Origin of the sequence: Pseudomonas sp. AMR01, from assembly GCF_041946035.1 — a bacterium.
In the GTDB taxonomy this organism is placed as follows: Bacteria; Pseudomonadota; Gammaproteobacteria; order Pseudomonadales; family Pseudomonadaceae; genus Aquipseudomonas; species Aquipseudomonas antarctica_B.
The window spans coordinates 1-12,468 of record NZ_JAUTYR010000007.1; the positions used below are offsets into that span (position 1 = coordinate 1).

The 12,468-nt window shown below is 57.4% G+C and carries 13 protein-coding genes and 1 tRNA gene; 4 read left to right on the forward strand and 10 right to left on the reverse strand.

Annotated features, from left to right (window positions below; translation table 11 throughout):
• Positions 1 to 110: 110 nt before the first annotated feature.
• Together Q7C20_RS08930 and Q7C20_RS08935 are read left to right on the forward strand one after the other, a co-directional pair.
• Positions 111 to 371: an effector-associated domain EAD1-containing protein gene (locus tag Q7C20_RS08930; protein WP_375066975.1), complete on the forward strand. Its 261-nt coding sequence runs from the start codon at positions 111 to 113 to the stop codon at positions 369 to 371.
• A gap of 215 nt (positions 372 to 586) precedes the next feature.
• On the forward strand, positions 587 to 1,180 hold the full coding sequence (locus Q7C20_RS08935) for a hypothetical protein (protein WP_375066811.1): 594 nt from the start codon (positions 587 to 589) through the stop codon (positions 1,178 to 1,180).
• 234 nt (positions 1,181 to 1,414) lie between these two features.
• On the opposite strand, the gene Q7C20_RS08940 is transcribed toward Q7C20_RS08935, so the two are convergent.
• The 5 genes from Q7C20_RS08940 to Q7C20_RS08960 all read right to left on the reverse strand — a co-directional run bounded on the left by Q7C20_RS08940 (position 1,415) and on the right by Q7C20_RS08960 (position 5,449).
• Positions 1,415 to 1,690 (reverse strand): hypothetical protein, encoded by a 276-nt coding sequence (locus Q7C20_RS08940; RefSeq protein ID WP_375066812.1) that lies wholly within the window; start codon positions 1,688 to 1,690, stop codon positions 1,415 to 1,417.
• Positions 1,687 to 2,667 carry an integrase gene (locus Q7C20_RS08945; protein WP_375066813.1) on the reverse strand — a complete coding sequence of 327 codons (981 nt, stop codon included), beginning with the start codon at positions 2,665 to 2,667 and terminating at the stop codon, positions 1,687 to 1,689. Before Q7C20_RS08945 ends, Q7C20_RS08940 begins: the two co-directional genes overlap by 4 nt.
• 905 nt (positions 2,668 to 3,572) lie before the next feature.
• Positions 3,573 to 4,895: a tyrosine-type recombinase/integrase gene (locus tag Q7C20_RS08950; protein ID WP_375066814.1), complete on the reverse strand. Its 1,323-nt coding sequence runs from the start codon at positions 4,893 to 4,895 to the stop codon at positions 3,573 to 3,575.
• Between the two features lie 172 nt (positions 4,896 to 5,067).
• A tRNA-Thr gene (locus tag Q7C20_RS08955) sits at positions 5,068 to 5,143 on the reverse strand.
• A 138-nt stretch (positions 5,144 to 5,281) separates the two neighbouring features.
• Positions 5,282 to 5,449, reverse strand: coding sequence for a hypothetical protein (locus tag Q7C20_RS08960; RefSeq protein WP_348054878.1), 168 nt, complete (start codon positions 5,447 to 5,449; stop codon positions 5,282 to 5,284).
• Between the two features lie 289 nt (positions 5,450 to 5,738).
• Between Q7C20_RS08960 and bcsQ (Q7C20_RS08965) the strand changes: the two genes are divergently transcribed.
• Both bcsQ (Q7C20_RS08965) and bcsQ (Q7C20_RS08970) read left to right on the forward strand, forming a co-directional pair.
• The gene (gene bcsQ / locus Q7C20_RS08965; protein ID WP_375066815.1) at positions 5,739 to 6,689 is read left to right on the forward strand and encodes a cellulose biosynthesis protein BcsQ; all 951 of its coding nucleotides are present in this window, start codon (positions 5,739 to 5,741) and stop codon (positions 6,687 to 6,689) included.
• 188 nt (positions 6,690 to 6,877) lie between these two features.
• Entirely contained in the window at positions 6,878 to 7,777 is a 900-nt protein-coding gene (bcsQ, locus tag Q7C20_RS08970; RefSeq protein ID WP_375066816.1) for a cellulose biosynthesis protein BcsQ, read from the forward strand.
• A gap of 241 nt (positions 7,778 to 8,018) precedes the next feature.
• Here the strand turns inward: bcsQ (Q7C20_RS08970) and Q7C20_RS08975 are convergent, their stop codons facing one another.
• The 5 genes from Q7C20_RS08975 to Q7C20_RS08995 all read right to left on the reverse strand — a co-directional run bounded on the left by Q7C20_RS08975 (position 8,019) and on the right by Q7C20_RS08995 (position 12,224).
• Complete coding sequence (locus tag Q7C20_RS08975) at positions 8,019 to 9,206, reverse strand: methyltransferase (RefSeq protein WP_375066817.1); 1,188 nt, start codon at positions 9,204 to 9,206, stop codon at positions 8,019 to 8,021.
• Complete coding sequence (locus tag Q7C20_RS08980; RefSeq protein ID WP_375066976.1) at positions 9,187 to 9,876, reverse strand: ABC transporter permease; 690 nt, start codon at positions 9,874 to 9,876, stop codon at positions 9,187 to 9,189. The genes Q7C20_RS08975 and Q7C20_RS08980 overlap by 20 nt, the downstream gene beginning before the upstream one ends.
• A gap of 38 nt (positions 9,877 to 9,914) precedes the next feature.
• A complete protein-coding gene (locus Q7C20_RS08985; RefSeq protein ID WP_375066818.1) occupies positions 9,915 to 10,610 on the reverse strand; it encodes an ABC transporter permease in 696 nt (231 codons plus the stop codon).
• 74 nt (positions 10,611 to 10,684) lie between these two features.
• Complete coding sequence (locus Q7C20_RS08990; RefSeq protein ID WP_375066819.1) at positions 10,685 to 11,437, reverse strand: ABC transporter substrate-binding protein; 753 nt, start codon at positions 11,435 to 11,437, stop codon at positions 10,685 to 10,687.
• A 13-nt stretch (positions 11,438 to 11,450) separates the two neighbouring features.
• Entirely contained in the window at positions 11,451 to 12,224 is a 774-nt protein-coding gene (locus Q7C20_RS08995) for an ABC transporter ATP-binding protein (protein ID WP_375066820.1), read from the reverse strand.
• Positions 12,225 to 12,468 lie beyond the last annotated feature (244 nt).

Here is a 12,468-nt window from a genome sequence, read left to right on the forward strand (position 1 = left end):
CAGTTCAACAATGGACTGGCCCCGGCTCAGGCCGAGAAAAAACTTAACGTCGTGTCCGGGATTAGTTGACCACTACAAAGTCACCTTACAATTCTGAGGCAACGCAAACGGTGCAAGGGGAGCCTGCGTGGTCGGTACTAGAGAAGATCTTGATCGAGCTTTATCCATTTGGACCGCGGGATCAAGAAGTGTGGAGCCGCGCTGGCGGTGACCTGTCCCGTCTCCAATTCCATCCTTCAGGTCAGGCTGCGTGGCATGCAGCGCTTCGTACCCTTAAGCAGGGCGGCGGGGGCAGGAGTATCAGCTTCGGCAGCTTGCTAAGTACAGCTAAGGAAGATTTTTCAAACCATCCGCAGCTGGCGATGCTGTAGACACCTTAAGAAGAAACGTTTAAACGCAGGAAGCTGCCGCTACAAAGTTTAGGAGGGCGGCGGTTCCTGATCTTACAAATTGGCCTCCTTTGACAGAACCCAGTCAGTACTCCCCACGTCACTCCATGTAAAAAATGCAGTGGTCCTGTTTCGTGGTGGCTGGCCTTGTAGTATTGATGATTCTTCAAAAGCCACTAAGAGTAGTACCTCGAGTGATGGACGACAACGAGAGATTTATTTTCTACGAGAAGGTTTTTTATCAGGAGCTCGATCGCAAGGAAAAGCTCTACGCTAGGTTGAGTATGCCGCTTGCGATGTTAGTTGCGATAGTGACGTTTCTCTCGTATATGCTCAATAAGGCACCGACCACCGAGGACGGTTCCGCGAGCGTATTTTTCTGGATTTTCTATCTCAGCACATGCCTGATGCTTCTGATCGGCGCACTGTATTTCCGTGCTGCATGGTCCTTGAGGGATTCCGACAGAGGCCTCCCCACACTGATGGACCTTGAGACCCATCGGCGTAACTTACGGGATAATTACGAGAGATATTGGGACACTCCAGAAGAGTCCGATGCGCACTTCAAGGCCGTGGTGCTTAACTACTTCATCGAAGGCGCCACGGTGAATGCTGAAAACAATGACAAACGTGGGAGTTATCTCCGATCGCTTGCAAACTATGTGACAACGGCGTTGTTCGTCTCAGTGCTATCATTCCTCCCGTTCTACATACATCAGCAGGAGCAAAATAATAATGACCCAAAAACCACCTCCGCCACCTCCACCACCAATGCGCTATGTAAAAGATAACCAGCCGAGGAAAGAACCGCCTCCACCTCCGGTGCGGCCTTCTCCCCCCCAAAATTGACTGCTGGTTCGCCGGATAGGATCCTCGTTTCCAGCCTGACCATGTCGAACATGGTATAAAATCAAAATCTTAAAAACCGGCCGCGTGTGTTTTCGTCTACCTGGCATCCCTAGCCTAATGACTTAGCGAAGAATGACTCATAACTATGAATTACTAAATATTCGAGCAATTCCTTTTTATAGATTGAAAACCCATGACTTCTTTAGACGTCGAGTGAGCAGCCGGATCGTCAGTCCGTAGTAATACCGCGTTGCCTCACTGTGCTGGCTGATTCGATGTTTGAGAAACCAAGCTACATGCTTTCTCTGCCAAGTCCATGGCGTTTCTCTTTGCCAGCGCTCGGCGATTTGAGCCTGGATGATTTTCGCCTGGTGCAAATGGCGTTGCCGGGTCGCGTGCGATCCCGTCAGCACTCCAGCCAAGAACAGCTCCATATCGAATGGCTTGCTCATGCCAGCCCCCCAATGTAGGCAGCGACCACGTCAATCCGACCGTGCCCCAGTTCATAGCTGATTTGCCGTCGGGCCTCATGATCAAGATGCTGATCTAACTGGCAGCATTGACCATCGTTAATAGGAGCGCGGTGCGTTGTGATCAGCTCATAGCGTTCACACGCGAACGCCGCTCGTAGCTCATGAAAGCCTTTGAGGTTGTGTGCATTGAGGGTATCCCGCGCCGGACGTACGATTTCCCGGAGAACGCTCCGGTAGCTTTCGCTTGGTGCTATCAGGTTGCGGCTACCCGCAGGCGACGCCTGCGGTGCAAACCCAAGTGCACCTAGAACATAGTCGTCCACCGCAATCCAACGTGGCGCCGAGGCGCCGGCGCGGCCACCTTTGGTGCCCTCCTGAATGTTAATCCTGCCTAGGTCGTCAGCCTCACGGCTTAGCCGTGGCAGGTCAGCCAAGATGGCCTCACGCAAGCGCATGCCGGTGGCTCGCGCCAACAGAGCGATTGCGGCGGCCCGAAGCTGATGATGGCGGCAAAGTGCATTGACGATCTGCTTAACCTGTTCGCGGTCTTGGCCCTGTGGCACCGAGTGTCGAACTCCGGTGCGCTGCATACCCAATGCCTTGCTCGGACTTGGCAACTTCACGTACTGATCACCGCGAAGCGCCGCCATGGTCCTGTTAACGGTGGATAGCCGATTTTGTGCGGTGCTGACGGCGAGTTCACCGCGCCCAACCACGTCGCGCAGATACGCCGCATAGTCGCCCAACACCTTCCGATCGATCTGCCGCGCATCATTGATACCGGGCCCCTGTTCGGAGCGGCACCACTTCACGAATGCCAACCACCGGTCACAGTGCGCCTTGACCGTGCCGTAGTGACCGCCGCCGAACATGTCTTTCAGCGCTTGCGGCCCTGCGTAACTCAATTGCCTGCCGTAGCCGAAATTACGACCATCGCGCCTACCCACCAATGCCATCTCGCTCTCCTCATCTTCTGCTCTCCAGTCCTCGCCCCACGTCATCCCGCCAAGAATGTTGAGTGTTATCAGGGATCAAGGCCCCTGCGACCTGTGAGGGTTGTCCACTAACGCGGGACTGGCGGCTCTTTACGACCGGGAGCTTGGGCATCTCATGATTTGGCCTCCTGAACACTTCCGAAGAAGTGGGCGGGTGGAGGCTGCGCTGGCTGACGAGACCAATGCCGCGAGATCCTGATTCGGGTGAAGCAGTGATGCGATGACCGGGGCATGCCTGACTGTCAGTCAGGTGCAGTCCATTCCGTGGGCTGCGGCACCATCATCTGCATCGCTGTTGCTGGTGATTTCGGTGTTTGTCACGCCGATTGTCACGAGGGGGAATGCCGCAAAGCCTTGTACGAGTTGGGCTGCAGCAGCGGTAGGAGCGTCCGTCTCTTTCCGGAAGAAAGAGACGGGCGCAGGTCGGCGCAGTGAAATGGCCAAGCGGATAGGTTGCTGCAGGGCAGCTATGAAAGGGGGAGGTTGCCGCAGTGGGCACATTGGTAAAAGTAGGCATCCATCACATTGCTGTGACCGTGCGAGCCACCGGACGCTAATCGCACTTTTGGAGAACCACCACCGTGTGGCGTAGCCTCAAAGGTTCTGGCTACCTGGGTTGCTGTCAACGACAGCGCTTTGCCCGATCTTTTCTACGCCTGTGGATAATTCGGGTCAAGGCTCGAATTTTCGGGAGTTCTGCGGCTGTGGATGAAATTACCCACCGGTGGAAACCAGTGGTTTTCCACAGACAGTTGCGTGGGCTTTAGATTTTTTAAGTGAGGTCCATCCAAACAGGGCGGCTTTGCAGCCCTGTTTGGATGGACCCGCATGGACAAGCGGATCGCTGAGATATGAAGACCGAGCGCTTACTCAGTTGCGCCACGTTTTGCTTTTAGTCGAGTGACGTTCGCTCCTGTCTGATTGGCGAATTCGTGTGGAGTGACATGCTCCTGCCGGTTGGCCTCCAGATACCGACTCCACCAGTTCATGATCAGCCTGCGCTCTTCGATGAACTCTGCCTTGTGAATATAAGCGGCGCGGACGTTGTTACGCTCCTTGTGGCTCATCTGCCGTTCAATGGCTGTCTCCGACCACAATCCTGACTCGATCAGTGCGCTACAGGCCATCGAACGAAACCCATGTCCGCAGATATCGGTTTTGGTGTCGTATCCCATCGTCCGAAGCGCATTGTTCACGGTATTTTCGGACATGGGCTTCCAGGGTTTGGCATCCCCTGCGAAGACCAATGCGAATTTGCCTGTGAGTGCATGGATTTTTTCGAGTAGCGCCACTGCTTGCGGCGATAAGGGTACTAAATGGATATCCCCTGCCATCTTCGTACCCTTTGTGGAAAAGGGTACTCCTTCTAGCGCGGGGCGAGTGTCCGGTATCTCCCAGGTGCCGCGCTTGAGGTCGAACTCGCTCCAGCGTGCGAAACGCAGCTCGCTGGATCGTACAAATACATGCAGCGACAGCATCACCGTCAGACGTGTAAGTGCCCGGCCTTTATAGGTGTCGATCCGCTCCTGCAGTTCCGGCAGTCGCGATAAGGGTAGAGCGGGGCGATGCACCACCCGCGGGGCCTTGATCGAGCCTTCGAGGTCGTAAGCAGGGTTTATGGTGATAAGCCGGAGGCGCTTTGCCTCACGCATGATGCTCTGCAGGTAGTTTTGTACCCTTAAAGCAACGTCTATTGTTCCGCGCTTCTTGATCGCTTCCAAGGGCTGCATAAGGTCATGGGTGTCGAGATCAACAATGGCGCGTGCGCCGATCAGCGGGAATACGTGGGTTTTGAGGCGGCTCATCACTGTCTTGGAATGGCCTGGTGCCCACTTGGCCGACATTTCCGTATGCCAGTCGAGCGCAACGCTTTCAAAGGTTCTGCCTTTGATTACGGCTTCCGCCTTAGCTTGGTGTTTCGTCTCTATAGGATCAACGCCATCCGCCAGCATTCGCTGGACCTCCAAGCGCTTGCGGCGCGCATCGGCGAGGCCAATGGCGGGGTAGTTGCCGAACGAGGTCAGTCCTTCGCGTCCGTCAGGTTTGACGTAACGGAGCCGCCAGCCTCTGCGGCCATTGGGTTGGACTAGGAGGTAGAGGCCGTCGCCGTCGAAAAGCTTGTAGGCGCGGTCTGTAGGTTTTGCCAAGCGGCAAGCTGCGTCGGAGAGCGGAGCTGTGGTGCGCGACATAAGGGTACTCCCTTTTATCGAAGTGACCTGTATCCCAAACGCTACCCTTAAAACGGTTGGAATCCACCAGTTTCTGACGGAAACCGATGGAACGCTAAAACGAAAAAACCCGCCAGAAGGCGGGTTTTTTGGGGGGGTCAGAGATTTTGAAAGCCTTCTCTGGAACCTTGTATGGTGCCGGCACCAGGAGTCGAACCCGGGACCTACTGATTACAAGTCAGTTGCTCTACCAACTGAGCTATACCGGCGTGTTAGGGCGACGATTATAGCGATTGCCAAGCATCTGTAAACCCCTGAATTCCTACTATTTTTGCAGAAGCAGAGGTTTCTTTGCGAACGCTGCTTTTTCCCTGCCTCAAAGGTGCTTCACAGGGCCTCTCGACGGGTCAATTTCGGTCTTCACAGGCGTCTGTGAATTTCATGTATTCCAGCACGTGCTGCTGGCCTTTGGAGTCGATGTAGGTAAGGTCGGCGGTGAAGCTGGCGGCGATGGGGTTTTGCAGTGTTGAGGTTCGATGAGTGTAGTCTTCGAGGTCAATGGTGGGTAAGGCCATTAAACGCCTGGGAGTGATTTTGTAGGGCATGAGGACATAAATACGCGTCGATACGAGGGCAAAGGTGAGCTGGCTAAAATAAGAAGAATTCGATCAAAAATCGCACAAAAATACAGTATCAAATTGATTTAAAAGCAAATATATAAACCTTAGCATTGAGCCATAAAAATGACGTCAAGCCGCTCATCTGAAAGCATTTCCTTACAAACATCAAAATACTGACACCATCACTCTGATATCACACAATGCGCGCCTTAGTTACCTGTGGATAGAACGGGAGGAGCAGTCAGTGGGGCGTGCAGATCACATTTCAAAACTTTACACCGCACTGGGTGCGAATTCGTTTATCGAGCCGGCCGTGGCGCTCGAATCGGCGTCGGCGCCTTTGCGGCGTTTGCTGGATCAGTTGAGTCAAGGCGCAGCGGGCGCTCTGCGCCCGGCCGAGTTGGTGGAAGGCCCGCGTGGCGAGGTGTATTCGGACCCGCTGGCGCCGAAGGTCGTTGTGGTGGTTTCTGCGACGGGCGGTGTGGGGCGCAGCACGTTGGTGGCGGCGCTTGCCAGTGGGTTGCAGCGTCAGGGGCATCCGGCGCTGGCGTTGGATCTGGACCCGCAAAACGCGTTGCGTCATCACCTGTGCCTGGGCGGCGATCTCGCGGGCATCGGCGCGACCAGTTTGCTTAATCAAACCTGGGAGGCGTTGCCCGAGCGCGGTTTTGCCGGGTGCCGCTTGGTGGCTTTTGGTGAAACGGACCTGGTGCAGCAACAAAGCCTGACTCGCTGGTTGGGCCAGGATCTCGAGTTTCTCGGCAAGCGCTTGGCCGGGCTGGGGCTGAATGGCCAGGACACGGTGGTCATCGATTTGCCGGCGGGGAGTACGGTGTACCTGAACCAGGCTATGTCGGTGGCCGACGTGGTGTTGGTGGTGGTCAAGCCCGACGCCGCGTCGTTCCGCCGCTTGGCCAATATGGACGCGGTGCTTGCGCCTTACCTTGAAGGTGAGTCGGCTCCACAGCGCTTCTATGCGATCAATCAAGTCGATGCCTCTCACGCTTTTAGCCAGGACATGGCCGAGGTATTCAAGCTGCGCCTTGGCGATGCCGTATTGGGTGAGGTGCGCCGTGACCCGGCGTTTTGTGAGGCGCCGGCCTATGGGCTGGATCCGCTCGACCCCGCGCTCAACAGTGTGGGCTGCCAGGATGTTAATGCGCTTTGCCGTGCCTTGAAGGCGCGCCTTAACTGAGCATTTACCGGCCATTAATTTGACCATTTACCGCTTGTCTAAAAAACGGTCCGCTAAAACATCAAAATAATGACACTCCCTCATTGCTGTCACAGAATGCGTCGACAGGGACGCCTATAAAAAAGACCTGCGACAAGTGCCTGCTTGTCGAACTTCACGTCTTTAAGTTGCGTCGTGAGGAATGGGTTATGAGCCTTAGTGAAGAACTGCTGGCACTGTTCGGCAAAAACGTTACCCATGATGCCCAAGGCATTAATGCGCGCATGCACTTCTTCGGCAGCGTGCCTGCCAACGAAAATTCCCATTCCCGACAGATTGAGCCTGCTGCGCTGCGCCCGAAAGTGGTGGCGTTGGTGTCCATTAATGGCGGTGTGGGTCGCAGCACATTGGTAACGGCTTTGAGCAGCGGGTTGCAGCGCCACGGCGAATCGGTAGTGGCGTTGGATCTGGACCCGCAAAACGCTCTGCTCCATCACTTCGGCGTCAATTCGTCATCTCCCGGCATTGGCCGCACCAGCTTGGCGCATGGGCAATGGGCGCCGTTGCAGCAGCCAGGTTTCGCCGGTTGCCAGGTGATTCCCTTTGGCACTGTCGATATCGAGCAGCAGCAAAGTCTTGAGCGCTGGCTCAAGCACGAGCCGCAGTGGCTGGCACGGCGCCTCGCCTCGATGGGCTTGAGCGAGCGCCAGACGGTGATCATCGATACGCCAGCGGGTAATAATGTCTACTTTCATCAAGCGCTGAGCGTTTCCGACGTAGTGCTGGTGGTTGTGCAGGCCGATGCCGCGTGCCTTGGCACGCTGGACCATTTGGACGTATTGCTCGCCCCGCACCTTGAGTGCGAACGCCCACCGGCGGTGCATGTGGTGGTCAACCAAGTGGATGAAAGCAGTGCCTTCAGCCTGGACATGCTCGAGGCGTTGAAACAGCGGCTGGGCAAAGCGCCGCTGGAGGTTCATCGCGACATGAAAATTAACGAGGCGTTGGCGTTTGCCACCGACCCGCTGGACAACGTCGCGAGTCGACTGGTCAGTGATGATTTCAATCAAATTTGCCAGTTGTTGAAGGCGCCAAAAAGGCAGGCTTAAAGCGCGGTTTATACGATTAGTGCCAGACGCTTATGCACAATCGGTTGGTTACTGCTGTCACGAAAAGGCCATTTTGTGGAGCCGTTCTCAACACGCTGCAACTGCCTGTTTTGTGTGCATTTTATTCTGTGAACAAAAAATGACCAGCGTGGCTTTTGGCCTCTGGCGCCTATGGCTACAGCTTCTGTAAAGAATCCATCAACAGACTTATCCACAGGGCGCGCGCAGTGGATTTTGCCCCTTAATCGCGCTCGGCCAACAGCATCAAGTTGCGTGGTGTCAGCGTGGGCTCGCAGAAGCTGCCTATCTCGACCTTGTAGCCTTTTTCCGACAAAAAAAGCGCTCGGTCCAGCACCAGCCACATTTCCAATGGGCGGCGGAACATGCCGCGAACCAACTCCAGGTTGCGCACTTCGGCCAGGCGGCGCCAGCCGTAAGCCTCCAGCGCTGACCAGTCTTGCTCACCTGTGGATAAACCCTTGAGGCTCGCCAGTTGCCGGCAGTAGTCGGCGAAGGGTTTGTCCAGCCAGCTCGCCGGCAGGGACGGTGTGGGCAGGTAGTCGTCGCAGCCGCGCACTTGTCGTTGCAGCCGATCAAAACCCAAGCGGCGGGCCATGGAAGTGTCCCGTTGCAGGCGCACGCGAGTGCCGGCGGTGACGGTTTCGCTCAGCGGCAGGCCCAGGTCGTCGATCGACAACTGCAGGTGCGACGCGCGGCCAGCCTGGGACAGGGCTTGATAGCTGTCGGCATTGATACGGTTGTAGCAGCAGGGCGCCAGTGCCAGTCGCTTGCAGCCGGCAGCGCTGGCGAGTTGCAGCAGGCGCACGTGCAGGTCGCCGCAGGCATGCAGGGCAACGGGCTTGTGGTCGGGGTCGATCGACATGTCCGCCATTACGTCTTGCAACTGATGGGTAACGGCTAAACCGTGGTGATCACTCAAGGCTTGGCCCGAGGCAATCAGTGCCGGGTCGTATTCCAGGCATGTCAGTTGTTGGCCGGGTTGCAACAAGCGGCGGCCAAGATGGCCTTTGCCGGCGCACCAGTCCAGCCAGTGCGTGGGCGTTTGCACACACTGCAGGGCAGCGCTGAAGGCTTCGATCTGTTGCCATTTGCGACCAGGCACATCGACATTCAGGCGATGGTGCGCAGGCTTCAATTCGTGGGTAGGTAACCTATCCACAGCGCTCAAACGCAGCGCTTGCTCCGCCAGCTGTGGAAAAGGCGCAGGCGCCAGCAGTTCATGGGGCCTGTTATGGCTGGTTTCGGCATCAGCCAGTGAACGGTTGCGCAACCACTGGGCCAGCTCGGGGTGCGCGCTTTCCCAGGGGAGGTGCAGATGCGTAAAGGGCCGTGGTTTCCACAGCCCCTGGTGCTCAATTAGAAACGCATCCAGCGCCTGGAAGCGCGCCTCAACGTCCTTGGCAAGCATCAACGCGCAGCCAGCGTTCCAACAGTTTGAAACCGCGCACCAGGATGTACGCCATCAACAGGTAGAACAGCCCTGCGGCGAAGAAGATCTCAACCGGCAAGTAGGTGCGCGCGATGATCGTGCGCGCCATGCCGGTCAGTTCCAGCAAGGTCACTGTGCTGGCCAGGGCGCTGGCCTTGAGCATCAGGATCACTTCGTTGCTGTACGCCGGCAGGCCGATGCGCGAGGCGCGCGGCAGGATGATGTAGAACAGCGTTTTGGGTTTGGACATGCCCAAGGCCCGCGCCGCTTCGATTTCGCCCGGCGGAATGGCCTGGATCGCGCCGCGAAGGATCTCGGCGATATAAGCGGCGGTGTGCAGGGTCATGGTCGCGGTGGCGCACCAGAACGGATCGCGCAGGTACGGCCACATGAAGCTCGCGCGCACCGTATCGAACTGCGCCAGGCCGTAGTAGACCAGAAACAGCTGCACCAACAGCGGCGTGCCACGGAAGAAGAAAATGTAGGCGTAGGGCAGGGCACTCACGTACCAGCGGCGCGAGGAGCGGGCGATGCCCAGCGGAATGGCCAGCAGCAAACCGGCGATCACGGCAATGGCCACCAGCTCAAGCGTCAGGGTCGCGCCCTGCGCCAGCCGGGGCAGCCACTTGATGATCACCGCCCAGTTCAGGCCCAGGTCGAAATGCGAGAGCCAGCTGTAATCACCGCTCATTGGGTGCTCCTTGCGAAGCCGCGGGCGGCGCGTTTTTCCAGGAAATGCATGCTGATCATCGCCAGCACGGTAAGGCCCAGGTACATGAAGGCTGCGACCATAAAGAAGGTGAACGGTTGCTTAGTCACGGTTACGCCGATCTGCGCATGGCGCATGATTTCTTCCAGGCCGATCACCGACACCAGCGCAGTGTCTTTCATCAGGATCATGAACAGGTTGCCCAGGCCGGGCAGGGCGATGCGCCACATCTGCGGCATGATCAACCGGGTAAAGATTCGAAACTTCGACAGGCCCAACGCCACACCGGCTTCGCGGTGGCCCTTGGGAATGGCGAGGATCGCACCACGAAACACTTCCGTGGCGTAGGCGCCAAAGCACAGGCCCAGGGCGATAACCCCGGCGGCAAAGGCACTCAAGGAAAGGTCGGGGTTACCAAAAAACTCCCCCAGGGCACGCATCAAGTTGACCGTGCCGAAGTAAATCAACAGCACCCACAGCAGCTCGGGAATGCCGCGAACGAGGGTCGAGTAAGCGCCGCCAAGCCATTGCAACGGCTTGTATGGGGATGTTTTGGCAAGGGCGCCGGCGAGGCCGAGCACCAGCCCCAGGCACAGGGCCGTGAGCGCTAGTTTGACGGTCATCAGCGCGCCAGCGGCAAGCGCCGGGCCGAATCCGTAGAGATCGAAATTCATGGTGTTTTCATATCGCGGCAGGCATTGCTAAAAGCCGACGCGCTCAGGTGAGCGCGTCGGGCAAGTCGCTCAGATCATTCGATGCTGAACGGGAAGTACTTGTCGTTGATCTTCTTGTAGGTGCCGTCTGCCTTGATCTCTGCCAGGGCTTTGTTCAGGCGCTCGCGCAGCGGGTCGCCCTTGCGCACGGCGATACCGATCTTGTCGCTTTCTACAACCGGGTCGCCCTTGAATTCATAGGCCGAACCGTCTTTGCTCTTGAGCCATTCGTACTGCACGTACTTGTCGGCGAGGATGCCGTCCAGGCGCCCGGACGTCAGGTCAAGGTAGGCGTTTTCCTGGGTGTCGTAGAGCTTGGCGGTGGTGTCCGGCAGCTTGTCTTCCAGGTAGGTGCCGGCCAGCGTCGCGCGTTGTGCACCGATGATCTTGCCCTTCAGGTAGGCCGCGTCGGGTTTGAAGTCGGCGGTGGCTTTGGGCGCGATGAATTGCAGCTTGTTGGAGTAGTACGGGTCGGTGAAGTCGACGGCTTGCTTGCGCTCATCGGTGATCGACAGCGAGGACACCAGGAAGTCGAACTTCTTGGCGTTCAGGGCCGGGATGATGCCGTCCCAGTCGGAGGTAACCACTTCGCACTTGTCGACTTTCATCTTGGCGCACAGCGCGTCGCCGATGTCTTTGTCGAAGCCGACCACGTTGCCGCTGGCGTCTTTATTGTTGAAGGGCGGGTAGGCCGCTTCAATCCCCATTTTTAAGGTTTCTGCCATGGCCGTGGCGCTGAACGCCATTGAGACGGCCGCAGCCAGAAGGAATTTTTTATAGGTCTGCATGCATGTTGCTCCGTTAGCGGTTGCTCGACATGAATTGTTTGCAGCGCGCCGAAAGCGGGTTATCAAATACCTGCTGTGGCGATCCTTGCTCTTCGACCACGCCCTGGTGCAGGAACACCACTTCGCTGGAGACCTGACGGGCGAAGCCCATTTCATGGGTGACCAGCAGCATGGTGCGGCCCTCTTCGGCCAGCGCGCGGATCACACTTAGTACTTCCTGAACCATTTCCGGGTCAAGGGCCGAGGTCGGCTCGTCGAACAGGATGACCTTGGGCTGCATCGCCAGGGTGCGCGCGATGGCCGCCCGTTGTTGCTGGCCGCCGGACAATTGCGCCGGGTAGGCGTGGCGCTTGTCGCTGATGCCGACCTTGGCCAGCAAGGCTTCGGCCACTTCTATGGCCTCGGCCTTGCTCTGGCCGAGCACACGGCGCGGCGCCTCGATGATGTTGTCGAGGATGCTCATGTGTGGCCACAGGTTAAAGTTTTGAAACACAAAACCGATTTCGCTGCGCAGGCGGTTGATCTGTTTGCCGTCGGCAGCCATCAGCTCGCCGTTTTTCGCGGCCTTGAGCTTGAGCTCTTCGCCGGCCACCAGAATCTGGCCCTGATGCGGGTTTTCCAGCAGGTTAATGCAGCGCAAAAAGGTGGACTTGCCGGAACCGGAGGAACCCAGGATCGAGATCACGTCGCCGTCGCGAGCGGTCAGCGAGATACCTTTAAGTACCTCCAGCTCACCGTAGCGTTTATGCAAGTTGCGAATTTCAAGCGCGGGCGCGGCCTCGGCCATGTGCGGTCCTCATTGTGTTCGTTGCGTTCGGCGCTGTTGGGCGGCCTTCCCTGCGAGGCGCCAACCTAGCATAGCGTTTGGATGACAGCCAACAGCCCTGCAGACGGTTAACGGGGGCGCGCGGCAGGGTGTCGCATCAGCGCAGCAGTGTGTCGCGCCATGAACAACCGAACAGCCGTTTGAACCCGGAAAACCGCAGGCTTCGCGTAAAAAAGGGCGCGATGGTGCCAGCTTTGGCCGGGTG